This is a genomic window from Kribbella sp. NPDC056345 (assembly GCF_042262745.1).
Classification (GTDB): Bacteria; Actinomycetota; Actinomycetes; order Propionibacteriales; family Kribbellaceae; genus Kribbella.
The window spans coordinates 1089279-1112462 of record NZ_JBHJQQ010000002.1 but is presented as its reverse complement, the minus strand read 5'-3'; the positions used below and the strand labels follow the sequence as shown (position 1 = coordinate 1112462).

The 23184-nt window shown below is 66.8% G+C and carries 26 protein-coding genes; 10 read left to right on the top strand and 16 right to left on the bottom strand.

Going from position 1 to position 23184, the window contains the following annotated elements; genetic code table 11:
* Positions 1–25: 25 nt before the first annotated feature.
* The 4 genes from ACFCV3_RS10835 to ACFCV3_RS10820 are packed head-to-tail and all read left to right on the top strand — an operon-like array spanning position 26 to position 3450.
* Positions 26–1054 (top strand): methyltransferase, encoded by a 1029-nt coding sequence (locus ACFCV3_RS10835; protein WP_376028593.1) that lies wholly within the window; start codon positions 26–28, stop codon positions 1052–1054.
* Positions 1055–1095: 41 nt separating this feature from the next.
* On the top strand, positions 1096–2097 hold the full coding sequence (locus ACFCV3_RS10830) for a ferritin-like protein (protein ID WP_376028590.1): 1002 nt from the start codon (positions 1096–1098) through the stop codon (positions 2095–2097).
* Between the two features lie 11 nt (positions 2098–2108).
* Entirely contained in the window at positions 2109–2915 is an 807-nt protein-coding gene (locus tag ACFCV3_RS10825; RefSeq protein ID WP_376028587.1) for a helix-turn-helix domain-containing protein, read from the top strand.
* Between the two features lie 49 nt (positions 2916–2964).
* Positions 2965–3450 carry a hypothetical protein gene (locus tag ACFCV3_RS10820; protein WP_376028584.1) on the top strand — a complete coding sequence of 162 codons (486 nt, stop codon included), beginning with the start codon at positions 2965–2967 and terminating at the stop codon, positions 3448–3450.
* Between the two features lie 6 nt (positions 3451–3456).
* Here the strand turns inward: ACFCV3_RS10820 and ACFCV3_RS10815 are convergent, their stop codons facing one another.
* The 3 genes from ACFCV3_RS10815 to ACFCV3_RS10805 all read right to left on the bottom strand — a co-directional run bounded on the left by ACFCV3_RS10815 (position 3457) and on the right by ACFCV3_RS10805 (position 5657).
* The gene (locus tag ACFCV3_RS10815; RefSeq protein WP_376028581.1) at positions 3457–4422 is read right to left on the bottom strand and encodes an alpha/beta fold hydrolase; all 966 of its coding nucleotides are present in this window, start codon (positions 4420–4422) and stop codon (positions 3457–3459) included.
* Between the two features lie 48 nt (positions 4423–4470).
* The gene (locus tag ACFCV3_RS10810) at positions 4471–5220 is read right to left on the bottom strand and encodes a hypothetical protein (protein ID WP_376028578.1); all 750 of its coding nucleotides are present in this window, start codon (positions 5218–5220) and stop codon (positions 4471–4473) included.
* A 152-nt stretch (positions 5221–5372) separates the two neighbouring features.
* The gene (locus ACFCV3_RS10805) at positions 5373–5657 is read right to left on the bottom strand and encodes a hypothetical protein (RefSeq protein WP_376028576.1); all 285 of its coding nucleotides are present in this window, start codon (positions 5655–5657) and stop codon (positions 5373–5375) included.
* Between the two features lie 197 nt (positions 5658–5854).
* Between ACFCV3_RS10805 and ACFCV3_RS10800 the strand changes: the two genes are divergently transcribed.
* The 4 genes from ACFCV3_RS10800 (at position 5855) to ACFCV3_RS10785 (ending at position 9631) form a co-directional block, all read left to right on the top strand.
* On the top strand, positions 5855–7315 hold the full coding sequence (locus ACFCV3_RS10800; protein ID WP_376028573.1) for a ketol-acid reductoisomerase: 1461 nt from the start codon (positions 5855–5857) through the stop codon (positions 7313–7315).
* A complete protein-coding gene (locus tag ACFCV3_RS10795) occupies positions 7315–7986 on the top strand; it encodes a hypothetical protein (protein WP_376028570.1) in 672 nt (223 codons plus the stop codon). The genes ACFCV3_RS10800 and ACFCV3_RS10795 overlap by 1 nt, the downstream gene beginning before the upstream one ends.
* A gap of 43 nt (positions 7987–8029) precedes the next feature.
* The gene (locus ACFCV3_RS10790) at positions 8030–8758 is read left to right on the top strand and encodes a DUF427 domain-containing protein (protein ID WP_376028569.1); all 729 of its coding nucleotides are present in this window, start codon (positions 8030–8032) and stop codon (positions 8756–8758) included.
* A gap of 99 nt (positions 8759–8857) precedes the next feature.
* The gene (locus ACFCV3_RS10785) at positions 8858–9631 is read left to right on the top strand and encodes an SDR family oxidoreductase (protein ID WP_376028568.1); all 774 of its coding nucleotides are present in this window, start codon (positions 8858–8860) and stop codon (positions 9629–9631) included.
* A 1-nt stretch (position 9632) separates the two neighbouring features.
* Here the strand turns inward: ACFCV3_RS10785 and ACFCV3_RS10780 are convergent, their stop codons facing one another.
* From ACFCV3_RS10780 to ACFCV3_RS10755, 6 genes are all read right to left on the bottom strand, one after another.
* Complete coding sequence (locus ACFCV3_RS10780) at positions 9633–10448, bottom strand: helix-turn-helix domain-containing protein (protein ID WP_376028566.1); 816 nt, start codon at positions 10446–10448, stop codon at positions 9633–9635.
* 36 nt (positions 10449–10484) lie between these two features.
* On the bottom strand, positions 10485–10907 hold the full coding sequence (locus tag ACFCV3_RS10775; protein ID WP_376028563.1) for a hypothetical protein: 423 nt from the start codon (positions 10905–10907) through the stop codon (positions 10485–10487).
* 128 nt (positions 10908–11035) lie between these two features.
* A complete protein-coding gene (locus tag ACFCV3_RS10770; protein ID WP_376028562.1) occupies positions 11036–11566 on the bottom strand; it encodes a hypothetical protein in 531 nt (176 codons plus the stop codon).
* Positions 11567–11585: 19 nt separating this feature from the next.
* Positions 11586–11912: a DUF1048 domain-containing protein gene (locus tag ACFCV3_RS10765; protein WP_376028559.1), complete on the bottom strand. Its 327-nt coding sequence runs from the start codon at positions 11910–11912 to the stop codon at positions 11586–11588.
* Position 11913: 1 nt separating this feature from the next.
* Positions 11914–12270 (bottom strand): DUF1048 domain-containing protein, encoded by a 357-nt coding sequence (locus ACFCV3_RS10760; protein WP_376028557.1) that lies wholly within the window; start codon positions 12268–12270, stop codon positions 11914–11916.
* A complete protein-coding gene (locus ACFCV3_RS10755; protein ID WP_376028554.1) occupies positions 12267–12593 on the bottom strand; it encodes a PadR family transcriptional regulator in 327 nt (108 codons plus the stop codon). Before ACFCV3_RS10755 ends, ACFCV3_RS10760 begins: the two co-directional genes overlap by 4 nt.
* A 185-nt stretch (positions 12594–12778) precedes the next feature.
* Here ACFCV3_RS10755 and ACFCV3_RS10750 point away from each other — a divergent pair, with 185 nt between their 5' ends.
* Positions 12779–14758, top strand: coding sequence for an amino acid transporter (locus ACFCV3_RS10750; RefSeq protein ID WP_376028553.1), 1980 nt, complete (start codon positions 12779–12781; stop codon positions 14756–14758).
* Positions 14759–14815: 57 nt separating this feature from the next.
* Positions 14816–15022 (top strand): three-helix bundle dimerization domain-containing protein, encoded by a 207-nt coding sequence (locus tag ACFCV3_RS10745; RefSeq protein ID WP_376028550.1) that lies wholly within the window; start codon positions 14816–14818, stop codon positions 15020–15022.
* A 23-nt stretch (positions 15023–15045) separates the two neighbouring features.
* On the opposite strand, the gene ACFCV3_RS10740 is transcribed toward ACFCV3_RS10745, so the two are convergent.
* From ACFCV3_RS10740 to ACFCV3_RS10710, 7 genes are all read right to left on the bottom strand, one after another.
* Entirely contained in the window at positions 15046–16929 is a 1884-nt protein-coding gene (locus ACFCV3_RS10740; RefSeq protein ID WP_376028547.1) for a glycosyl hydrolase 53 family protein, read from the bottom strand.
* Entirely contained in the window at positions 16926–17966 is a 1041-nt protein-coding gene (locus tag ACFCV3_RS10735; protein WP_376028545.1) for a glycoside hydrolase family 43 protein, read from the bottom strand. The genes ACFCV3_RS10740 and ACFCV3_RS10735 overlap by 4 nt, the downstream gene beginning before the upstream one ends.
* A gap of 74 nt (positions 17967–18040) precedes the next feature.
* Positions 18041–18913 (bottom strand): alpha/beta hydrolase family protein, encoded by an 873-nt coding sequence (locus ACFCV3_RS10730; protein WP_376028543.1) that lies wholly within the window; start codon positions 18911–18913, stop codon positions 18041–18043.
* A 65-nt stretch (positions 18914–18978) separates the two neighbouring features.
* A complete protein-coding gene (locus tag ACFCV3_RS10725; protein ID WP_376028540.1) occupies positions 18979–20076 on the bottom strand; it encodes an arabinogalactan endo-beta-1,4-galactanase in 1098 nt (365 codons plus the stop codon).
* 11 nt (positions 20077–20087) lie between these two features.
* Positions 20088–20924: a carbohydrate ABC transporter permease gene (locus ACFCV3_RS10720; RefSeq protein WP_376028538.1), complete on the bottom strand. Its 837-nt coding sequence runs from the start codon at positions 20922–20924 to the stop codon at positions 20088–20090.
* Positions 20914–21834 carry a carbohydrate ABC transporter permease gene (locus tag ACFCV3_RS10715; RefSeq protein WP_376028537.1) on the bottom strand — a complete coding sequence of 307 codons (921 nt, stop codon included), beginning with the start codon at positions 21832–21834 and terminating at the stop codon, positions 20914–20916. Before ACFCV3_RS10715 ends, ACFCV3_RS10720 begins: the two co-directional genes overlap by 11 nt.
* Positions 21834–23183 (bottom strand): ABC transporter substrate-binding protein, encoded by a 1350-nt coding sequence (locus ACFCV3_RS10710; protein WP_376028535.1) that lies wholly within the window; start codon positions 23181–23183, stop codon positions 21834–21836. Before ACFCV3_RS10710 ends, ACFCV3_RS10715 begins: the two co-directional genes overlap by 1 nt.
* Position 23184 lies beyond the last annotated feature (1 nt).

The window sequence follows — 23184 nt, the reverse complement described above, 5'->3', positions numbered from 1 at the left end:
ATAGCCTCGGATCCGAGGAGGGCAGATGACCAAGGCACCACTCGGAGACCTGCTGCTGGATCTGATCGGCGGCCACATGAAGTCGTCCATCGTGCGGGCGACGGCCCAGCTCGGCATCGTCGACGTGTTCGGCGACGAACCCCGGCCGGCCGCCGAGGTCGCCGGCGAACTCGAACTGCCGGTCGTCAGCGTCCGTCGGCTGCTCCGGGCCCTGACGATGCTCGGGCTGTTCGTCGAACCGGAGGACGACCACTTCGCCGTACTGCCCGAAGCGAAGCTGCTCGGCCGCGACCACCCCGCGTCGTTCCGGACGCTCGCGGAGATGTACACGGATCCGTTGATCACCCGCCCCTGGGAGAAGCTGGCGACCGGGCTCCGGACCGGGCAGCCGACCTTCGAATCCATCTTCGGTCTGCCGTTCTTCGACCGGCTGGCCGCCGAACCGGTGATGTCCGCGTTCTTCAACGCGACGATGAGCGAAGCGACCCACAGTGTCGCGGCGACCGCGCCATCGGCGTACGACTTCGGCCGGTTCGCCGCCGTCCTCGACATCGGTGGCGGCGACGGCACCTTGCTGACCGCGATCCTGGCCGCGAACCCGGGTCTGCGGGGCGCCGTCCTCGACTCGGCCCAGGGCGCCGCTCAGGCACCCACCCAGTACGCCGAAGCCGGCCTGACCGACCGCGCGTCCGTGCTGACCGGCGACTTCTTCGCGGGGATCCCGGAGGGCTACGACCTGCATGTGATCAAGAGCATCCTGCACGACTGGCCGGACGACCGCTGCGAACTGATCCTCAGCCACAGCCGCGCCGCGATCCCGGCTGACGGCCGCCTCCTGGTCGTCGACATGGTCGTCCCCGACCGGGCCGAACACGGTGTCGCCCGCAGCGTCTACCTGAGCGACCTCACCATGCTTGTGAACCTCGGCGGGCGCGAGCGCACCCGCGCCGACTTCGAGGCTCTCTTCCGGCGAGCCGGCTACGAGCTCACCACGACCCACACCCTCCCAGCCGAAACCCAGGGCGTTTGGCTGCTTGAAGCCAGACCCGTTTGAGACGGCGTCACAGATCGTGATGCCGTTCTGTCTTAGCAGATATGAACGCACCTGACACCACGGCGATCGACACGGTCGAGAGCCTGCGCACGCATCTGCAATGGGCCGTCGAACTGGAGCACGCGACGATCCCGCCGTACCTCTATGCCCTGTATTCCCTCGACCCCGCGCGCAATCCGGACGCGGTGGAGCTCGTGAGCAGTGTGTTCGTCGAGGAGATGGTGCACCTGTCACTGGCCGCGAACCTGCTGAACGCGGTGGGCGGTGAGCCGCGGCTGGACACCCCGGAGATGCTGGCTCCCTATCCGCGACTGCTTCCGCATGGGTCGGTGAAGTTGTCACTCCTCCCCTTCGGGCCGGAGGCACTCGAGATGTTCCTCGCTCTGGAGAAGCCCGAGGCGCCGACCGGCCCTCCGGAGAGCGATCACTACGAGACGATCGGCCAGTTCTACGACGCCATCGAGGCCGGGTTCCGCTTCCTGTGCGACAGCCTCGGGCCGGACCAGGTCTTCACCGGCGACCCGGCCCGCCAGGTCACCTTCGGCGCCTTCCACCACACCGACGGCAAACTCGCCGCCGTCACCGACCTCGCGTCGGCGCTCGCCGCGCTCGAAGAGATCGTCGAACAGGGCGAAGGGGCGGCCGGTGGCGCGATCTGGGACGGCGACCACGACATCATGCATCCCGACCGCGACGAGGTCGCCCACTACTACCGGTTCGAGGAACTCCGACTCGGCCGGCGCTACCAGCGCGGCGACACGGCGACCTCCGGCCCGACCGGCGAGCCGGTCACCGTCGACCCGGCGGGTCTCCACCCGCTGTCGACCGGTGCTACCACCGCAGAGATCCGCCAGGCACAGGTTGCCTTCGACAACACCTACTGCACGATCCTCTATCTCCTGCAGGAGGCCTTCACCGGGGACCCGGCGCAGCTCCGCGACGCGGTCCGAACCATGTTCGGTCTCAAGGCCCAGGCCACTGCCCTCTTCCAGTCCGGCGCCGGACCCACCTTCACCTACATCCCTCCCGACGAACGCATCTGAGGTGACTGCCGATGAGTGAACACAACCGCCTTGGGGAATTCATCAAAGCCCGGCGCGATCTGCTGCAGCCGGCCGATGTCGGACTCGCCGGACCGCCGAGTCTGCGCACCACCGGTCTCCGCCGCGAGGACCTGGCGACGCTGGCCGGCATCAGCGCCGACTACCTTTCGCGACTCGAGCAGGGCCGCGAGCGCAACCCCTCGCACCGGGTCATCAAAGCCTTGGCCGAAGTTCTGCACCTGGACGCGGAGGCGACCGAACACCTGCACCGCCTCGCGCATCCGCAGCTGGCCGTCGACGGGTCCGTGTCCGAGGAAGTCAATCCCGACCTCAGCCGGATGCTGGCAGCCTGGCCGGACACCCCGGCCATGATCGTCGGCTCCGGGCTGGACGTGCTGAGTGCCAGCCCACTGGCAGCCGCTCTGTACGCACCTGCCGGACCACGACCGAATCTGCTGCTGTTCACCTTCCTGAATCCCGCCGCCCGGGAGTTCTACGTCGACTGGGAAATCGTCGCCACCAGAGCCGTCGCCGGCCTGCACGCGGTCTCTTCCACTCCGTGTGAAGCGTCGGTCCGGCGGCGCGCACTCGTGAGCAGGCTCTGCGACGAGAGCCCCGACTTCGCGCGGATGTGGGTCAAGCACGAGGTGCGGCAGCCGAAGTACGACGTGGTCCGGCTTCAGCACCCTGCCGTGGGCCGGCTCGATCTGGCCTACCAGACGCTGACGGTGAACGCCGCACCCTGGCAGCTGCTGCACGTCTACCAGGCCGCGCCCGGAAGCCCTGCGGAGGAAGCACTTCGTGAGCTCGCGTCCTAGGAGTTGAGCTCCTACCTCGGACCAGCAGTCGCGCCGTAGGTTGGGGAAGATGAGGCAACTGAACGTGATCGAAGCACCGGTTGTTCAGCCGGAACTCCTGCAACTCATGCATTCCTGGCGGTACCAGCCGGCGGTCATCCTGGATCCGCTGCTCGAAGTCCTGGCCATGAACGTGACCGCCCAGCGGCTGTACGGCCGAGTCGCCCACGAGACCAACCTCGCGCGCTTCGTGTTCGGCAATCCGGCGGCACGTGACTTCCTCCCGGACTGGCCGAAGGTCGCCGGCGAGGTCATCGCCGGACTGCGCGTGGCCGCCGCCAACGACCCCCGGAGCGCACGACTCAGAATCCTGGTCGTCGAGCTGACCGCAGCGAGCGCCGACTTCCGCTCGCTGTGGTCCCGGAGCAAGGACGAGCCCCAGGCGTCCGGAGTGGTGCGTCTACAGCATCCAGAGACCGGAGTGCTGAGTCTCAACTTCCAGGTGTTCGGAGTCGACGACCTCACCGGCCAGCAGCTCGTCGTCTTCCAGCACTGAGGATTCTCAGCCGAAGAAGTCCGTGAGTGCCCGCGCCACTGCTTCCGGCTGTTCGATCGGGAGGAAATGGCCGGTGCCGTCGATCATGGCTACCCGGACGTCGGTACCCACCTGCTGCCAGGTCTGCTGGACGCCCGCGAAGTTCGCCGGCGACGCGAGACCGAGCATCGGCACCGTCACCTTGTCGTAAGCCTTGAAATCCGCGACGTCCTGGTCGAAGGCCTGGAACCAGCCGTTTCCGGCCCGGATGGCCTCGGCATTGTCGTAGGCACGGGCATACGCCAGCCGATCCTGTACGTCGACCTTGCTCCGGTCGACGAGGTGGGTGTCGAAGACATGGTCGACGACGAACCGCATCCGGCCGGCGAGCAGCTGCTCGGGCAGGCCATGGATCTGGTTGAGCGGAAACCACCACAGGTTGGGAGCGCCGTCGTACGGGAGCAGTTTCAGGTCGTACAGGCTGGAGTCCGGGTGACCGACTTCCATGATGGCCAGTTTGCTGATGGCCTCGGGATGATTGACCGCATAGCTGAAGGCGACCATCGAGCCGATGTCGTGCCCGGCGACGTTGGCCGTCGAGTAGCCGAGGTGACGGACAAGCTCGAAGATGTCGCGCGCCATCGTCTTCTTGTCGTACCCGCCGGCCGGCTTGCCCGACAGATTCATCCCCCGCAGATCAACCGCGATCACGCGGTACCGCTCGGCCAGCAGGGGCATCACGTGGCGGAACTCGCGCCACGTCACCGGCCAGCCAGGTAACAGCAGAAGCGGTTCCCCCTGGCCGCCGGCGACGTAGTGCAGCGTGGTCCCGTTCACCTCGGCAAAAGCACTGCTGAAGTCGCCTGCGAGCCCCCAAGCCAGCACAGCGTCATCCAGTACGGATGGACTCTCGCCTACTGCCACACAGATCACATCCACTCCGTCGACGGCCAGTACGCAGCTAAGACCGGCCTGGCCGCCGACTTGTGACACTTCTGGTCAGCATTCAGCACTGAGTGCTGACAGGGAGTCGAGCAGCTGTCACCAACGCGCCGGCGGCAGGCGGGCGTTCCAGTCCGAGCGGACGTACGCCGGTTCGAAGCCGAGGCGGACGAGATTGTTGAGTGACGGCGCACCGCGGTCCGGGCCGGGCGCCTCCGTTCCGGCGACCAGCAGGCGGCAGCCCATCGATCGGGCCGCCGCCATGACCGCGGCGCCGACCGCCGATTCGGCACGCCTTCTCCGGCTCCCTCGCAGGGACGTCGTGGTGGTGAGCAGACCGGCGTCGCCGAGAACGAACAGGTTGCCAAGGGCAATCATGTCGTCGGTCTCCCAGGCGGCGAACGATCGAAAGTCCGGGTGCTCGACGGCCGGGGCGACCTCTGCCACCCGGAGGGCCGTTTCAGGTACCTGCAACTGATCGATCCGTGCGATCAGCTTGAGATCCTCGCCACCGGCGACGAGGCCGTACCTGGCCGCGATCGACCGCCAGTTCATCGGGAGGAGATCAGGTGCGAACTGCAGTGTGGCGCCGGAAACCCCTTCGTCGGTGTAGATGTTCAGCAAGCGGCCGACGAGCGACTCGGTCACCGAGGTGAACCCGAGCGCCCTGCTCCGCCAGCCGTTCAGTTCCTTTCGCATCGAAACGACGACGCCGTCGTCGATGCGATGGGTCGTGATCCCCAGCAGCTCCTTCACCGGATCCACGGTCCGGAAGAGGAACTCGGCCTCGATCTGCTCGACCAGGGCGACCACCGGGTCACGATCGACCCACGAATATCCAGTCGTCATAGGTCGCATGCTCACGGACCCCGTCCGGCCCAAGGTATGAGAACCATTCCTACTCTCCTTCCAGTGCGATGATGCAGAGTTTTCGGGAGTCCTCGATCCGGGGGCAACGGGGCGGTTGCACCCGGATCGAGGACAGTCTCGGACGGGACCGGCTAGGGGTACACGCCGACGACGGTCGACGGGGTGATCTCCGGTGCGCCGTCCATCAGGCCCGCCTGCTGGAAGTCCTTGAAGGCGCTCAGCGACTGCAGCAGCTCGGTGTTGCCCGAGGAGATGTGCAGGAACTGCCCGTCCGGCAGTTCGTACGCCTGGTAGTTCAGTCCTTCCGGCCGCTCCGCTGCCAGCTGAGCGAACAGCGCCTCGACCTTGCCGCGATTCGCCGCCGCCGCCCCCGGCTTCGTCCCGTACCGCACAACATTGACTTTCTCGCTTGCCACAGTGGCTCCCTCGTCCTGCTGGGCATCCGGTCGGATCCGGACGCCGTCGCAGTGAAGACAACGCCGAGGGTGCCATTCGTGACGATGGTGATTCAGGCAACTGTGACCGGGGAGTGCGACTCCTATCGTCCGGCCGGCGGCAAGCGTTTGAATAACTTCCACATGCCTGAATATTTCAAGGAAGGGAGTCCGCTCCGGTGCTCGATTTCGAAACCAGGATCTTTGACAAGGAAACACTGACGATCGGCGACCGCTCCGAGTCGATCGTCCGCGGTGGCCGGCACCTGTTCGACCGGCTGCCGGCCGCCTTCGAGGGGGTCCGGCAGCTCGGCGTCATCGGCTGGGGGCCACAAGGTTCGGCGCAAGCGCAGAACCTGCGCGACTCGCTCGGGGGAGCCGTGCAGAGGGTGACAGTCGGGCTGCGCACCGACTCACGTTCCTGGCAAGCCGCGATCGACGCCGGGTTCACGCCGGAGACCGGCACCCTCGGCGAGATGTACGACGTGATCCGCGGATCCGACATGGTCGTCCTGCTGATCTCGGACGGCGCGATGGCCGAGTCCTACCAGGACATCTTCGCCGCACTGCAGCCCGGAACCACGCTCGGCCTCTCGCACGGATTCCTCCTCGGTCACCTTGAGCTGATGGGCGACCAGTTCCCCGACGACATCGACGTGGTCGCGGTCTGCCCCAAGGGCATGGGCGCATCCGTTCGCGCGCTGTACCTGCAGGGCAAGGACGTGAACGGCGCCGGCATCAACGCCAGCTTCGCCGTACACCAGGACGTCACCGGCCAGGCCGTGGAGCGCGTCCTCGGCTGGTCGATCGCACTGGGAGCGCCGTACACCTTCCAGACCACCCTCAGGTCCGAGTACCTGTCGGACCTCTCCGGCGAACGCGGCATCCTGGCCGGTGGGCTGCACGGCCTCGTCGAAAGCCTCTACCGCCACTACGGTGACCTCGGCCTGAGCGACGAGGAAGCGTTCCGGCACTCCGCGGAGTCGTTGACCGGGCCCATCTCGCGGGTGATCTCCCAGGAGGGGATGATCGGCGTCTACAAGCGCCTGAGCGCGGACGGTCAACGGCAGTTCGCCGAGGCCTACTCCGCCGCCTATCCGCTCGGGTCCGAACTCATCCACGAGATCTACGACGAGGTCAGCTCCGGCAACGAACTGCGCAGCGTCGTCCTGGCCGGCCGGCGGCTCGCTCGTTTCCCGATGGGCAAGATCGATCAGGCCACGATGTGGCAGGTCGGTGAACGCGTCCGCGCCGAGCGGGTCGCGGAGCAGATCCCGCTGGATCCCTTCACCGCCGGCGTGTTCATCGGCGTCATGATGGCCCAGATCGACGCCCTGATCGAGTACGGCCACCCGTACTCCGAGATCGCCAACGAATCGGTGATCGAGGCCGTCGACTCGCTCAACCCCTACATGCACGCACGAGGCATCGCCTACCTCGTCGACAACTGCTCGATCACCGCCCGCATCGGCGCTCGCAAATGGGCACCCCGCTTCGACTACGCCCTGACGCAGCGCGCCTACCCGGTCATCGGCGACGTCGACCCGGCCCTGATCGCGAACTTCGAGCAGCACGTGATCCACGACGTACTCCGCGTGTGCGCCGACCTGCGCCCGTCGGTCGACATCTTCGTCGAGTAGTGATGTCGCCCGGCGGAGCCGATGTTCGCGACGTCCTGGTGGTCCACGAAATGCTGCGCGGAGAGCTCTACCTGGCAGCCGGCCTGGTGCTGTCCGTCAAGCCCAGGGTCCGCTCCCGGGCGAAGGTCGTCTGCGACCATCTGGATCTGCTGGAAAGCCTCCTTCGACTGCATCTCGAGGCCGCGGAACTGCTGCTCTGGCCGAAGCTCTCCGCACGCGCCGGGTCCACCCTGACAGCGACCCTGCCGCAACTGGAGCAGCAGCATGACCACCTGGGCGTGCTGTGCGAACGCGCAGCACGCCTGCAGACGTCATGGCGAACGGATGCCAACTTCGACACGGCCGCCGATCTGGTCGGCGTGCTCGGCAAGCTGGCCGGCGTTTGGTCCTCGTACGTCGAGGTGCAAGAGCGGCGGGTGCTGCCACTCGTGCCGGACATCGTCAACGACCTGGAGTGGCGCGAGGTCCTGGAGTACACGTTGCGGGGCCTGCCGCAAACCCGTCTACCGGTCGTCTTCGGCATGCTGGACCGCCACGCCGACCCGGACATTCAGCGTCTGCTGCTCAGCGACACGCCCGCGATCTCGCGCTGGCTGCTGCGCCGCTTCGCCCCGCGGCTCTGCGCGTCGTACTTGAAGAAGGTTTACCGGGACTTCTCAGACAGGGAGTGAGATTCCTGGTCTGTGCCGGTGGCCCAGGGGTGGAATATCGGGTATGAACGACTTCCCTCCGATGATCGTGCCGGTGGATCACACCGCGCCGGTCCCCCGCCGGATCCGGGCAATGCTCGCCAACCGTTGTGTCGTTGACACCACCAACGCCCTCTACCTGTGGGAGTGGCCGGGCTACCCGGCGTACTACATCCCGATCGAGGACGTGGCGGACGGGCTGCTGCACGACACCGGCCAGGTCGAGCAGCAGCCCCGTGGCCTGGCCCGGATCCACGACGCCGGCCACGGACTGGCCCGCCGGTACGACGACGGCCTCGTCCCCGGGCACGTCACCTTCGGCTGGGAAGCGATGGACGCCTGGTTCGAGGAGGACGACCAGGTCTGGGTGCACCCGCGAAGCCCGTACCACCGGGTCGACCCGATGCGCTCGTCGCGGCACGTCAAGGTCGAGCTCGACGGCGTGGTCCTGGCCGAATCCGCCACAACGGTGACGGTGTTCGAAACAGGTCTGCCCACCCGCTACTACTTCCCCCGCCACGCAGTGAACTTCGAGCACCTCACTCCGAGCGCGACTCGGACACAGTGCCCCTACAAAGGCCGCACCAGCGAGTACTGGTCGGTGGGAGATCAAGCTGACCTCGCGTGGTCGTACGACTTCCCCACAGTCGCCTTGCGCCCGGTGATGGGACTGGTCGCCTTCCTGAACGAGGCGGTCGACCTGACCGTCGACGGTGTGCGCCTGGACCGCGTGATCACCCACTTCTCCCGCTGACCGCCACCTGCCCCGGCTTGTCACGATCCGGTGGGCTGTCCTGTCTAACTACTGACGGGGAACCCAGCCGGGTCGCGTCGAGATCGAAGGAGCAGGTTCGTGGATCTGAAGATTGCCGGCCGGACCGCGGTCGTGTGCGCGTCCACGTCCGGGCTGGGCGAAGGTCTGGCCCGGGCGCTTGCCGCGGAAGGCGCGAACGTCGTGGTGACCGGGCGCCGAGGCGAGCTGGCCAAGTCGATCGCCGCACAGTTGCCATCGGCAATCGGTGTCGGCGTGGACATGCTGAGTGACGGCGGACCTGAACAGATCATCAAGGCCGCTTCAGATGCGTTCGGATCGGTCGACATCCTGGTCCTCAACGGCCCTGGACCGAAACCGGCCACCGCCCTGGACGTCACCACAGAGGACATCGGTACGGCGGTCGCCTCGGTGATCCGGCCACAGCAGCGGATGGTGTCGCTCGTGCTGGACGGGATGCGCGAGCGCGGCTGGGGCAGAATCCTGGCAGTCTCGGCCACGAACATCGTGGAGCCGCTGCCCGCATTGACCCTGTCGAACATCGGCCGCCCCGCCCTCGCCGGCTACCTCAAGACCCTCGCAACCCAGGTCGCACCGGACGGCGTCACCGTCAACCTCCTGCTGGCCGGGGGATTCCGGACCGCCCGCCGGGACGCCGTCGAAGCGACCAAGGCTGCCCGGACGGGCCGGCCCGCGGCCGAGATCCAGGCCGAGGAGGCCGCCGAGGTCCCGATGCGCCGGTTCGGCGCCGTCCACGAGTTCGCTGCCGTCGGCGCCTTCCTGTGCAGCGACCTGTCGTCGTACATGACAGGAACGGCAGTCCGGTGCGACGGCGGCCTGGTCCACAGCCTCTGAGCTACAGGTTCCTCCCCGAGGCGAGCTCGCGTAACGCCTTCTCTGTGGGGCTTCCGGGCTCGGCCTGGTAGACCTTGAGCAGCTGTCCGGGCGCCTCGTTCACCCGTAGCGTGTGGTAGGTCAGGTCAAGCTCACCGACCACAGGGTGCCGGAGGCGCATCCTCTCGTACTTCGTTTGCCGCACCTCGTGTTTGGCCCACATCCGCGCGAAATCGGCGCTCTCGGCGCACAACCGTCGTACGATCGCCTGCCGTCGTGCCGAGACGCCACACCTGACGGCGGCCCCTGCGTGCAGGGCGGCAACAGTCCGGCGCGCGACGATCTCCCAGTCGACGAAGAACTCCTTGGCCTGCGGATCGAGGAACATGAACAAGAGCGCGTTGGACTGCGTTCCGGCCACAGAGTAGAGGGCTGTGCCCAGCGGATTGGCGACCAGAACGTCCAGCTCCGGGCCAAGGACCATGGCCGGCGTACCCCGCCAGGCCGCGAGCATCCGCCCGAGTTCCGGGCTGACTTCGTCGGCCGCACAGGCAGCGTCCGCCAGTGGAGGGTGCGCAAGTCGATGCAGGTGTTCCGTGGCCTCCGTGTCCAGACGCAGAACCTCGGCCAGCGCCTTGATCACCCGATGCGAAGGGTTGCGCTCCCGCCCCTGCTCCAGCCGCGAAAGATAGTCGGCACTGATGCCGGCCAGCGTCGCCAGATCCTCGCGGCGAAGCCCACTGGTCCGCAGGCTCCGCGGCCCGGCCAGACCGACATCGGCCGGACTCAGCAGATCGCGCCGGGCCCTGATGAACTCCCCAAGCCGGTTCTCTTTCATGCCCGGTAAGACAACAGGCTTCCGCGAACTGTGACGCTAGCTGATCGGAGTACCGGCCAGGCCTCGACGCCTGCTCAGGACCAGCACGATCAGTGGCAGAAGAACCGTCAGACCGAGGGTGATCGCGAGGCCGGTCGCGCCGCCGGTGGAGAGGTGCTCCAGATGCATCAGGTGAAAGATTGTGTGCGGCACTGCGAACACCAGATAGGCCACCATACTCAGCCGTACAAGGGACGAGGTCATCGTGGCGAGCGTGGAGAACAGCACGACCGCGAACCCCAGATTCATCAGACCGTAGTCACGCATCAAATGCTCGTTGTACGGCGGCAGAAGGGCGGTCCACCCGGTATCGAGGAACGGCAGCGGACCGTCCTCGTAGAACGACATCGGCCAGATCGAGCCCCAGACACCGACCATGGCCGTTTGAACCGCCAGCAACGCAATCAGCGCGCGAGTCATCGGCGCCTCCCTATCGTCGGATCGTGACGTTCCCATCGCCTGGATGATCCGGCAGGGCCGCGGGATCTTGGGTAGGAGTCGTACACCCGGACGGCAGCCCTGGCCCTCGACCTCAGCCGGGCCCAGCGTCAGGGACGCGACTTGCCGGGGCGGAATCTCGCGCGGAATCTCGAGTCGTACTCGAGCTGCACATACCCCGAGGAATGCACTCCGACCGCGATACACCCCATCGCCAGGAACACGATTCCCGCAATGAGCGACATGTGCCAGAAGCCGGCCGCAATACCGGCGAAGGCCGAGGCCTGGGCGATCGCCTTCGCGATCGCGACCGACACCGACTTGGTAGTGCGGCGCCGGAACTCCTCCTGCCGGTTCAGGACCAGCAGGGCTGCGAGCAGCGGAATCGACACCGCGAAGGCAATGACGCAGACCAGCGCCGACGTGTCGAGTGACGCCTCGGTCAGGAACGGCTGCACCATCACCAGCCCGGCGGCCGCGAGACCGCCGTACGTCAGGTTCGACTGCCGGATCCACTCGCCCTGGGCAGCCGGATCGTCTGCGGCGTCCTCGACGTCCTGGCGGATGCGCTCCGCCTCAGCCTCCGCTTCGGCCTCTGCGAGCCGCTCTCGATCCGCCGAGCGGTTCCCGTCATCTGTCACCCGCTCATCGTGCCACGGCCTACTTCTCAGCGGTGCCGGACTTCTTGCTGACGGATTCCTGGTAGACGTCCGCGTAGGTGCGGGAGTCCTTGACCAGGCCGTCGCTGAAGGCGGCGACGTCGGTGCCGATCAGTTGCAGGACTCCCTGACCGGACGCGGCCCCTTCCGCGAAGAAGTCGACGAGCTCTTGCAGCAGCTGACCATCGACCAGGTCGACCGGACCGACCTTGAACAGGTACCGCTGAATCTCCTGGTAGACGATCTGGTAGTCCGGCGGCAGCGCCTTCACCCGCGCCTTGTGCGCCCGCCACTGCCGCTTGCCTTCGATGATGTCCTGAATCCCCATGTCAGCCTCCCAGCCGGTCCAGTTTCCGCGCGACGTTCCTGTTCAACTGCTCACGCCAACGGTCGCGATAGCTCCGGGCCCCTTCACCGCCGGCCAGGGCCGCGCTGAAGGCCTCGATGTCGTCACCCACCACCTGGTAGATGGTTTGCCCGTCGGCCGCGGACTCCTCGAGCAGCCCCAACGCACCGTCCAGAATCGGCATCAGGTTCCGGCCGGTGAAATCGGAGTACGGCGACAGGTGCGTCTTGATCTCGTCCCACGCCGCCCGGAAGTCGCTCGGCAGCGCCTCGGCGCGGGCCTCGAACGCCTTCCACTCCCTGGTCAGATCGCTGCCGGTGATGGTCTCCCAGAAGTTCATCTCCCGCCCTCCTTGAGCTTGTCGATCCGTGTTTTCACATAGGCCCATTTCGCCCAGAACGTCGCGAGCTCCGCGCGTCCCGCGTCGTTGAGCGCGAAGAACTTGCGCGGTGGTCCCTGCTCGGACGGCCGTTTCGTCACCTGCACCAGCCCGTTCCGCTCCAGCCGCAGCAGGATCGTGTACACCGTGCCCTCGACGACATCGGCGAAGCCGAGTTCGTTCAGCCGCCGCGTGATGGCATAGCCGTAGGTCTCTTCACGACCGATGATCTCCAGCACGCACCCCTCGAGCGTGCCCTTCAGCATCTCGGTCAGGTCGTCCATCGCGAGCCCTCCCTTCGGTACTCTGTAGCACAGAGTACCGCTACACGGTACCACGTAGTAGTTCGGGCCGGAATTATCCGTTGCCACCCGGCTCAGATCTGGCCTGTCACCAGCCCGTTCGGCGATTCTCACAAGGCTCTAACACCGATTACGGGGTTTCTCACGAATCGTGCATTCTGGCCCGCGTGAGCTCTCAAGACGAGTACGTCGTACCCGCCACCGTCAAAGGCCCAGGCGACCCGTCAGCCGGAGCGCGCGGGGTCACCGGCTGGCTCCTGCAGCATCGGGTGCAACCGGTCGGGCCGGAAGCAGGTGAAGGGCACGCGCCGCCGCAGGCCTGGTGGAAGGTCATGTGCTTGACCGGCGTCGACTACTTCTCGACGCTGTCGTACCTGCCCGGTATCGCCGCGCTCGCAGCCGGCGCACTGTCGCCACTGGCAACGTTGCTGATCGTTGCCCTGACGCTGCTCGGCATGCTGCCGATGTACCGGCGGGTGGCGAAGGAGAGTCCGCACGGGCAGGGCTCGATCGCGATGCTGGAGAACCTGCTGCCGTTCTGGCGCGGCAAACTGTTCGTCCTGGTACTGCTCGGCTTCGTCGCGACGTCCTGGATCATCACCATCACGCTCTCCTCGGCCGACGCCACCGTGCACCTGGTCGAGAACCCATACACCCCGGACTTCCTGCACGGCCAGGAAGTCCTCATCACCGTCGTACTGCTCCTCATCCTCGGCGGCGTCTTCCTGATGGGCTTCAGCGAAGCCGTCGGTGTCGCGATCCCGCTGGTCGGAGTGTTCCTCCTCCTCAACGCCGCGATCGTGGCCGTCGGCCTGTACGACGTCGCTACGGTCCCCGGGGCGTTCGACAGCTGGGTCAACGCGCTGACCGACGGCCGGGAAGGTTTCGGCGGTGTTATCGGGCCGGCCATCCTCGCGTTCCCCCTGCTCGTCCTGGGAATGTCCGGGTTCGAGACCGGGGTCAGCATGATGCCGCTGGTCGCCGCGGGCGGCGAGACCGCGCAGGAGCGGCTGGCGAACCGGATCCGCAACACCAAGAAGCTGCTCACCGCGGCCGCCCTGATCATGAGCGTCTACCTGCTGGCGACCAGCTTCATCACCACCGTGCTGATCCCTGCCAAGGAGTTCGAGCCCGGCGGCGCAGCCAGCGGCCGCGCGATGGCCTATCTGGCCCACGAGAAGCTCGGCGAAGCCTTCGGCACGGCCTACGACCTGAGCAGCGTCCTCATCCTCTGGTTCGCCGGCGCCTCAGCCATGGCCGGGCTGATCAACATCGTGCCGCGCTACCTCCCGTCGTACGGGATGGCCCCCGAATGGGGCCGCGCCGTTCGTCCGGTGGTGCTCGTCTACACCGCGATCAGCATCGCGATCACCATCGCCTTCGGCGCCGACGTCGACGCCCAGGCCGGTGCCTACGCGACCGGCATCCTGGTCATGATGGTCTCCGGCGCGGTCGCGGTCGCCATCTCGGCACTGCGCAAGCGGCAGCGCAAGGCGAGTATCGCCTTCACCGTTCTCACCCTGATCCTGCTCTACGCGCTGGTCGAGAACATCATCGAGAAGCCCGACGGCATCGCCATCTCCGGCCTGTTCATCGCCGGCATCATCACCGTCTCGCTGATCTCACGCGTCGCCCGCACGACCGAACTCCGCGCCGACCGGATCGAGTTCGACGACAACGCCCGCGCCTTCATCACCGAGTCGATCCGCAGCGACGGCATCCTCAACATCATCGCCAACCAGCGCCAGGCCGGCGACGCCGCCGAGTACGCCGCCAAGGAAGCCGACGTCCGCGACGCCGACCCGGTCCCCCACCGCACCGACATCCTCTTCCTCGAGATCGACGTCGTCGATCCCTCCACCTTCAGCGACGTACTGCGCGTACGCGGCGTCGAGGTCGACGGCTACCGCGTGCTGCGCGCGGACAGCCCCGCCGTACCGAACGCCATCGCCGCCATCCTGCTCGCCCTCCGCGACACCACCGACGTCCTCCCGCACTGCCATTTCGAATGGTCCGAAGGCAACCCCCTCAGCCACCTCCTGCGCTACCTCATCCTCGGCCGCGGCGACACCGCCCCCGTCGTCCGCGAAATCATCCGCCAGCACGAGCCGAACCCGGCCCATCGGCCAGGAATCCACGTCGGCTGATGGTGAACTCTTCATGAACGACTTGTTTCGGCGTCCTCCGCGATGGACGGTAGAAACATGAACCGCTCAGAAGAAAACCGTGCCATCGCCGAGGCCGTCGAGCGACTCGTGAAAGCGTTCCCCGACCTCGCCCCCAGCACCGTCGAACAAGCAGTCGCCGACAGCCGCCCCGAGTTCGAGGACAACCCCATCCGCGACTTCATCCCCCTCTTCGTCGAACGCGCCGCCAAACACCGCCTGCGAAACCTGACAACCGCCCAGTAACCGCACAACCACTTCGGTAGCTACTACTGGGATTCGCGCCCGACCACGTCGATGACGGCCTTCACCTGTCCTCTGCTGGTCGTTCCGGTGACGGTGACCTGGCCGGGAGTATCGGTTGCTCCCGGCGGCAACGTCTGCCAGCGGACCGGGACAGGGGCGATCCGCTTGCTCGCGGTGGTGAGCACCTGGATTGTGCGCGGCAGCTTCGGTGCACCGCCTACCGCAGTGGTGGTGTAAACGGTGTCTTCGAGGACGTGCTTCGCCCGGCTGGCGTTGTACACATTGATCGATGCATGCGGTTCCCACGTGTTCGACAGTTCCGGTACGGCGCGGAACATCGTCTGCCAGCCGGACGGCTCCCAGACCAGGACACCGACGCCCTGGTTGTCGACCACGTCGTTCGCGGTCCGGAAGACGCGCTGGATGGCGTCGGCCTGCCCTTGGATCGTGCGCGGGAACGGCGAGTTCGGCATCGGGGCCCCGTTGCCGCCGGACGCGGGATACGAGGTCTCGGCGACCTCGAGTTCGTAGCCGGGATAGGTCTTGGCCAGCGTGTGCAGGTTGAGCTCGAGGGCCTCCGGCGTACCGTGCCACTCCGGGTAGTACGAGATCGCCAGTACGTCGGGATTCTGGCCCTTGGCCTTGACCCGGGTCAGGAACTGGTTCCAGAACTCCATCGTCTTGGCCAGCCGCCCGGTGCCGACGATCACATGGATCTCGACCTTGGACCGCGGTGACGTGTCGCGGACGGCCTTGATACCGGACGCGGCCAGCGTGGTGAAGCGATCCCACGACTCGTTGTAGAGCCGCTGCTCGACCGGATCGGTCGATCCCCAGTACTTCCAGAGCAGGCCACCACCGGGCTGGGACTGATAGACCGAGGCCTGGTCGACGAAGTACTGCGGCGCCGTCGTACCGATCAGTGCGGCCTCGCTGCCGTACATGAATCCGTTGATGATCTCGTTGCCGACCGCAACCTTATCGGGGACCGTGCCCTGCGCCGCCAGCCGGCGCAGATAACCGGCCGTGTAGTCGTACACCGAGCGGGTCAGATCGTCGAACTCCAGCTCGGCCCATCGCCGTGGCTTCGGTTGCTTGCTCGGGTCGGCCCATGAGTCCGCGTAGTGGAAGTCGATCCCGAGTCCCAGGTTCCGTTGCTTGATCCACTGGGCCGATGTGAGGGACCGATCCGGCCCCTGGCGCGGGACCGCGTTCAGCTCCCCCGTGCTCTCGTTCCTCGGCTCGTTGAAGATCCGCAACCGGGTGAACTGCATGCCGCGGTCCTTCACCACGTCCAGCAGGTGCGGCCCGGCGCCACGGTTCGCACCCAGCGGATCGACCCAGTACTGCCGGTCCTGATGATCGTCCACCCACGACAGGTCCGAGCCCAGTACGACGTCGTCGCGCAGGTAGTTCAGCACCTCGAACTCGCTGACCCCGGCCGGTGAGCCCATCAGGGTGAGGCGCACGTACCGCGTTCCGGGCCGGGTGAACAGGTGAACGGCACCACGCGAACGAACCCGGTCGTCCGAGCGGTCGGCAATGCGGGACCACCGTCGGCCGTCGGACGACGCGTCCACGACGTACTTGTTCAATGCGCGCGGATCCGCCAGCAGCACTCGCACCTTGCGCAGGTTGTCGTAGGCTCCGCCCAGGTCCACGGTCAGTCGTTGAGTGCCCGGCTTGTCCGGCACCCAGGCCGTCGTGGGATCACCGTCGATGGCCTGCTCGGCGGTGCCCGTCCCACTGCTCGCCGTGGCCGAGGCCCAGAACTTGGTGGCGATGTTGCTTTCGATCGGTTTGATGTCCGCGGTCCCGTAGATCGCGTGCGCTGGCAGCGCCTGGATGGCGGCGGCGGTCACGGTTGCGAGGGCGGTCAGTCCTGCGATGATGGGTCGTAAGCTCATGATGCCTCCCAGCGTTGGAGCAGGCGGTCGTACTCGGCCTGGGTGATGGGCAGGACGGTGCCGTGCCGCGGTCGTCCCGGCATGCTGTAGCTGGTCACCGGCGTCCACTGCCGCGCGTTCAGATCGGTGGTGGTGAACGGGACGTAGCCCCGGCCGCCGTACTCGTCGATGAACAGGTACCACCGCTCGGCCGTGTTGGACTTGAAGACCAGCGGTCCCTCACCCTGCCGGATCGCGTTGTTGCCGAGACACTCGGCGACGAACGAGAAGTTGCGGTTGAGGATGGTCGCCGACTTCTCGGCGAGGACGAACTTCCCGCACCGCGACTGCGTCGAGGTGCGCTCGTCCTTGGTGAAGCGGAAGTAGGTCCCGTTGTGCTTGGTCAACGTCGAGTCGATGGTGGAGTAGCCCTTGTCCACCCAGACCTGCGCAGCACTGAAGGTGCGGAAGTCCGACGTCGTCGCGTACATCATCCGGTTGTAACTGGTCCTGGTGTGGTTCGGGTCGCTGGTGGAGTACAGCTTCGAGGCCCAGAACACGACGTACTTGCCGAGGGTCTCGTCGTAGTACGCCTCCGGAGCCCAGGTGTTGCCCGCAGTGCCGGGTGAGACCCGGGCCAGCCGCGGCGCGCTCCAGTTCACCAGGTCGGTCGACTCCCAGACCACGATGGACTTGCTGCCGGTCCGCTGGACCTGGTCCCAGTTGCCGTTCCCGTACATCCGCAGATCGGTGGCGATCTGGTAGAACTTGTCACCCTGCGGCGAGCGGATGATGAACGGGTCGCGGGCGCCACGGGTACCCACGTTGGTCGTCAGCACCGGCCGGCCGCCGTTCAACTGACGCCACCGGGTCGGGTCGTTGCCCTGGCTGAGCGCGAAGTAGACCTGCTCCCCCGCGGACGTGTTCTCGCCGGTGAAGTACGAGAACAGATAGCCGGCGTACGTCGGCGCCGCGGCCGACTGCCCGGGGACCAGCGCGGCCGCGATCGCGATCAGCGCGCAGAAGAGGACGAACGGAGTACGGAAAGACTGCTTCATCAGAGCCATCCAGGGTGGGGACGCCGGGGGACTGCCCGCCTGGTGAACGGGCAGTACCCCGGCTGCTCGAGGGGTCAGAGGCGGGATTCCCACCGGACGTTCGAGCCGGACGCGTCGGCCGGGAGCCGGTCCCGGGCGGCGGTGTCGCCGTACATGGTCCAGCGTGCCCAGTCGACGACGGTCCGCGGGAAGCGCTGGTCACTCCAGAAGCTGGTGTGACTGCCACCGACGAACGTCATGAACGCCTTCGGCCAGGTGATCTCGTTGTACGCCGTCCGCGCCGACGAGTACGACGTGGTCCCGTCCCGATCGCCGTGGACGAACAGGACCTTCGCCGTGACCGTGCTGGACGGGTTGCCCATGTCCACGCAGGACTGCGGGTTGGCCGAGATGATCCGGCTGTCGGGCCAGCGGGTGAGCAGGCCGTGCGTGACCATGCCGCCCAGCGAGTGGCCGGACACCCCGACACCGATCCCGGTGTTGATCCGTCCGGCGAGCGGACCGCTCGCGTTCAGAGCCCGGGTGTTGGTGAGGATCTGCGAGACGTCCTTGGACGTGTTGCCGTTGTTGACGTCAGCGAAGTTGTGGTTGAAGTGCGGGGCGGGTACGACGAAGCCCGCCGAGGCCAGCGCGCGGATGATGAACAGCGAGTTCTGCGGGCTGCTGCCGTAGCCATGGGTGAAGTTGTAGATCGGAAAGACACCGTTGGCTGCCGGCGCGTTCGTCACCGGGTTGCCGCCGGCAGTGCCGGTGGCCGGGTAGTACACGTACGTGGTGCATCGGCGGCTGCCACGGGTCCAGTCGTACCGGCGTACGCCGACCGCGAACGGCGTGGTCGGGGCGGGGGCCAGCAGCGTGGGGGCCGCGGCGAACGCCTGCTGCGCGCCGAACGCGGTCAGGCCGGCGCCTGCGGTCACCTTGAGGAACGTACGACGTTGCATGGTCATGATGACTCCTTGGGGCGAAGGGTGGATCTGGCGGAACTACTGGCGTCACGCGGAACGTGGTGTTGTCACGGGAGCCAGCGGATCGAGGGGTTGATGCGACCGTTGCGGTCGAAGACGGCCTGGTTCTCCCATTCGTTGCCGGAGTTGTTGATGTCGGCCGGGTTCCAGCCGTTGCCGGGGACGGCGTACCAGGTGGGTTCCCAGTAGAAGACTCCGGTTGCACCGGCCCTGCGGGCGGTGTTCTGCACGGCCGCGAAGTTGGCCTGCTGTCCGGATTGGCTGGCCGAGTAGCCGGAGCACGGCTGCGCGGAGCTCATCACGTTGGCGGTGCGGTCGTGGTTGGCCGTCGTGTAGGGGTACGCCGTTTCGGCGAGGATGACCGGCTTCCCGTACCGCGCCTTGACGTCGGAGACGACGCCGGCCATGCCGGACATGCTTCCGTGCCAGTAGCAGTAGTAGGACAGCGCGGTGATGTCCCACCGGACGCCCTGCGCCCGGATGCCGTCGTAGAACCAGCGGGCGTTGCTGGCCACCCGCGCGGTGTGGACGACCACCTGCGTGTCGGCGTTGCACGCCTTGGTGGCGTTGTAGCCGGCCTTGAGCAGCAGACCGAGGTTCGTGAAGTTGCCGTTGCTCACCCGGCCCTCGGGCCAGAGCATGCCGGTGTTGATCTCGTTGCCGATCTGCACGCTGTCCGGCGTCGTGCCCTGCGCCTTCAGGCTGGTGCAGACGTCGTACGTGTAGTTGTAGACGTCGGTCTGCAACTGGCCGATCCCATGGTTGGCCCAGGCCGCGGGCTTGTACTGCTTGCCCGGGTCGGCCCACGTGTCGGAGTAGTGGAAGTCGACCATCAGCTTCAGGCCCTTGGCCTTCACCGTCCGCGCGTACTGCAGGACCTTGGCCTTGTTGTTGTAGCCGCTGCGCGGGTTGTTCCAGATCCGCAGCCGGGCGTAGTTGACGCCGGCGCTCTTCAGGATGTCCAGCGGATCGGCCTGGACGCCGTTGGCGTCGTAGTACTTCGCGCCGAGGTCGGCCGCCCGTTGCAGGGTCGACACATCCGCGCCCTGCATGATCGGATCGGCGGTCACGGCAACCACTTCGGTGGGAGCCGTCAGCAGAGCGGCTGCGGTCGCGAGTACCGCGGTGACTTTTCCGAGCTTCATGAGGGTCTCCGTTATCCCTTGATTCCGGACGTGACCACGCTCCGGATGAAGTACCGCTGGGCGAACAGGAAGATGAGCAGGACCGGGATCATGTACAGCGCCGCACCGGCGGCCTGGACGGTCGGGATCGCGGAGCCGCGCGGATCGCGGTACCAGGCGGTGATCGCGACCGACAAGGTGGTGTGGTCGACGTCGAGCAGCAGCGCCGGAGCGATGTAGTCACCCCAGGTCCAGGTGAACGACAGCAGCAGCGACGTGACCAGCGCGGGCCATGACAGCGGCAGGAAGATCCGGACGAACATCCGGAGCCACCCGCACCCGTCGACAATGGCCGCGTCCTCCAGTTCGCGCGGGATCGCCGCGAAGAACTGCCGGAACAGGAAGACCAGGTACGGCGAGGCCCCGAGCCCCCACAGGACCCACGGCCAGTAGGTGTTGACCAATCCGATCCGCGCGAACAGCACGTACGTCGGCAGCAGCGTCAGGATCTGCGGCAGCATCATCGTCGACAGCACGACCAGGAACAGCGCGTGCTTGCCGCGGCCACGCAGCCGGGCGAACCCGAACCCGACGAACGCGCTGGTCGCGGTGACCAGAACGGCGTACACGGTGGACAGGAACAGCGAGTTGGCCGTGTAGGCCAGGAAGTTGATGTCGGTCAGGGCCTGGGTGAAGTTCTGCCACTGCGCCTCGCTCGGCAGGATCCGGGCCGGCACGGCCGCCCACTCCGCCCGGGTCTTGAGGGCGGCGAGCAGCAACCAGCCGAAAGGCCCCGCGAACAGCACGGCCAGCGCCAGCAACAACACATAGCGCCCGGCAGCGCTCGATCTGCTCGTCTCAGCGGCCATCGTTGTCCACCTCGTAGTACACCCAGAGCCGGCTGGAACGCTGCACGAGCACGGTGATCGCCAGGATCACCAGGAAGCACACCCACAACATCGCCGAGCCGTAGCCGAAGCGGCTCGACGCGAAGAACTCCTCGTACACCTGGACCATGTACAGATGCGTGCCACGCGGCACCTTCCCGACCTCGGCGATGCTGTTGGTCTCGGCCAGCAGCAGCGGCTGCACCACGATCTGGAACGACGCGATCACGCCGGTGACCACCTGAAAGAAGAGCACCGGCGAGATCATCGGGACGGTGACGTGCCGGAACACGTGCCACCGGCCCGCACCGTCCATCACAGCGGCCTCTTCGAGCTCGGGGGGTACCCCTTGCAGCGCAGCGAGTGTGATCACCATGCCACCCCCCAGCCCCCACAGCGAGACCGTGACGAGCGCGTAGAACGCCATCGGATCGACCAGCCAGGTGACCGCCTCGACGCCCGCCACACCGAGCACCGCGTTCAGCAGTCCGGCGTCCCGGTTGAACACCAGCTTCCACATGATCGCCATCGCGACCACCGGCACGACCGAGGGCAGGAAGAAGATCGTCCGCCACAGGCCGACCGCCTTCAGTCGCCGGTTCAGCAGCACTGCCAGCCCGAGCGCGCCGGCGACGCTGAGCGGTACGACGAGCGCGGTGAACCCGATCGTCCGCGCCATCGCCGCCCAGGCGTCGGCGTCGCGGAACAGCTCGGAGTAGTTGCGCAGCCCGATCCAGCGCCAGCGCGGCGAACTGCCGTCGAAGTTGGTCAGGCTCATCCCGAACGCGTAGCCGAGCGGAACGGCCGTCAGCAACAGGAACCCGGCCACCCAGGGTGACACGAACAAGTAGAAGGTCCGGTTCGAGTACCTCGACCAGCTCCGCGCCGCCATCAGCCGATCTGCTCTTTGCCTTGTTTGAGCTTCTGGTTGATCTCGTCGGTGATCGCCTTGCAGGCCTCCTCCGCACTCGCCTGGTTCTTGATCGCCCGCTGCAGGTGCTTGTCGATGATGCTGCTGCACGTGTCGTTCGTGACGTACGGCGAGTCCGGCAGCGGTTTGGCGTGCGTCAGCTCGGCCTGCGCGACGGCGAAGGCCTGCTTCTGGTACGGCAGGTCCTGCGGGAGCTTCGGCAGCAGCGACTGCAGCGCGGGCAGGCCCCAGCCGCTCTTGGCGCGCTCCTCGGCCGGCGGACCGGCCATGAAGTACTCCATCAGCTTCCAGGCCTCGTCCTTGTGCTTGGCCTTGGCCGGGATGTAGGCGCCCACTCCCGCGTAGGTCGGGCTGACGCGGGTGTCCCCCATCACCGGCGCGGGCGCCATCCGGATGCTGCCCTGCAGGGCCGCTTCCTTGACGAAGTTGCCGCCGTACCAGTAGCCGTCCTGGGTGATCGCCATCCGCTGCGCCAGGAACGTGCTCAGGTCGGCACCGTCGGGCAGCGGATCCAGTGAGGTGGGTCCGACGCCCGCGCGGCCGAAGTCGACGTACCAGGAGATCGCGCGCCGGGCCGCCGCGGTGTTCAGGTCGACCTTGGTGAGGTCGTCGCTGTAGACCTGCTCACCCTGCTGCATGATCATCGTCATGATCGGTGCCCACAGGTTCCAGGCCCACTCCAGTCCGAGGCCGTAGACCTGGGCCTTGCCGCCGCTGCGGGTGGTCAGCTTCTTGCTCATGGCAAGCAACTCGTCATGGCCGATCGGCTCGGTGTCGCTCAGGTGCGGCACCTCGGCCTTGTCGAACAGCTTGGTGTTGTACCAGAGGGTGGCATCCTGGCTCCAGTCCTTGACGATGCCGTAGCGCGGCCCCTGGCCGATCCTGCTGCCGTCCCAGCGGAAGCTGTCGTTGACCTCGAGCAGGTCGTCGGCCCGCAGTACCTTGCTCTTCTCCAAGTACGGCGTCAGGTCGGCGGCCAGGCCGCGGGCGTTGGTGTTCGCGCTGCCGACGGCGGTCGCCCGGACCAGGTCCGGAGGGTTGCCGGAGGCAAGCATGGCGTTGAGCCGGGTGGCGTCGGTCTGGATGAACTCGATCCGGATCCCCGGATTGGCCTTCTCGAACCCCGCGATGTGTTCCTTGGTCAGCTCGTTGTTGTTGTACATCACGATGAGCGTCACGGTCCCTCCGGAGCCGCCGTTCGACGACGAGCCGGAGGTGCCGGCGTTGCAACCACTCAGTACGGTTGCCACCCCACCGGCGGTCAGTGCCGATCGGGCCAGGAACCGGCGCCGCGTGATCTCAGGGTTCATT

Excerpts from the sequence above, each read along its gene's own strand:
- ACFCV3_RS10835 (WP_376028593.1), top strand. The coding sequence starts at position 26 with ATGACCAAGGCACCACTCGGAGACCTGCTGCTGGATCTGATCGGCGGC.
- ACFCV3_RS10830 (WP_376028590.1), top strand. The coding sequence starts at position 1,096 with ATGAACGCACCTGACACCACGGCGATCGACACGGTCGAGAGCCTGCGC.
- ACFCV3_RS10825 (WP_376028587.1), top strand. The coding sequence starts at position 2,109 with ATGAGTGAACACAACCGCCTTGGGGAATTCATCAAAGCCCGGCGCGAT.
- ACFCV3_RS10820 (WP_376028584.1), top strand. The coding sequence starts at position 2,965 with ATGAGGCAACTGAACGTGATCGAAGCACCGGTTGTTCAGCCGGAACTC.
- ACFCV3_RS10810 (WP_376028578.1), bottom strand. The coding sequence starts at position 5,220 with ATGACGACTGGATATTCGTGGGTCGATCGTGACCCGGTGGTCGCCCTG.
- ACFCV3_RS10790 (WP_376028569.1), top strand. The coding sequence starts at position 8,030 with ATGAACGACTTCCCTCCGATGATCGTGCCGGTGGATCACACCGCGCCG.
- ACFCV3_RS10780 (WP_376028566.1), bottom strand. The coding sequence starts at position 10,448 with ATGAAAGAGAACCGGCTTGGGGAGTTCATCAGGGCCCGGCGCGATCTG.
- ACFCV3_RS10775 (WP_376028563.1), bottom strand. The coding sequence starts at position 10,907 with ATGACTCGCGCGCTGATTGCGTTGCTGGCGGTTCAAACGGCCATGGTC.
- ACFCV3_RS10765 (WP_376028559.1), bottom strand. The coding sequence starts at position 11,912 with ATGGGGATTCAGGACATCATCGAAGGCAAGCGGCAGTGGCGGGCGCAC.
- ACFCV3_RS10760 (WP_376028557.1), bottom strand. The coding sequence starts at position 12,270 with ATGAACTTCTGGGAGACCATCACCGGCAGCGATCTGACCAGGGAGTGG.
- ACFCV3_RS10755 (WP_376028554.1), bottom strand. The coding sequence starts at position 12,593 with ATGGACGACCTGACCGAGATGCTGAAGGGCACGCTCGAGGGGTGCGTG.
- ACFCV3_RS10745 (WP_376028550.1), top strand. The coding sequence starts at position 14,816 with ATGAACCGCTCAGAAGAAAACCGTGCCATCGCCGAGGCCGTCGAGCGA.
- ACFCV3_RS10740 (WP_376028547.1), bottom strand. The coding sequence starts at position 16,929 with ATGAGCTTACGACCCATCATCGCAGGACTGACCGCCCTCGCAACCGTG.
- ACFCV3_RS10735 (WP_376028545.1), bottom strand. The coding sequence starts at position 17,966 with ATGAAGCAGTCTTTCCGTACTCCGTTCGTCCTCTTCTGCGCGCTGATC.
- ACFCV3_RS10730 (WP_376028543.1), bottom strand. The coding sequence starts at position 18,913 with ATGACCATGCAACGTCGTACGTTCCTCAAGGTGACCGCAGGCGCCGGC.
- ACFCV3_RS10725 (WP_376028540.1), bottom strand. The coding sequence starts at position 20,076 with ATGAAGCTCGGAAAAGTCACCGCGGTACTCGCGACCGCAGCCGCTCTG.
- ACFCV3_RS10720 (WP_376028538.1), bottom strand. The coding sequence starts at position 20,924 with ATGGCCGCTGAGACGAGCAGATCGAGCGCTGCCGGGCGCTATGTGTTG.
- ACFCV3_RS10715 (WP_376028537.1), bottom strand. The coding sequence starts at position 21,834 with ATGGCGGCGCGGAGCTGGTCGAGGTACTCGAACCGGACCTTCTACTTG.
- ACFCV3_RS10710 (WP_376028535.1), bottom strand. The coding sequence starts at position 23,183 with ATGAACCCTGAGATCACGCGGCGCCGGTTCCTGGCCCGATCGGCACTG.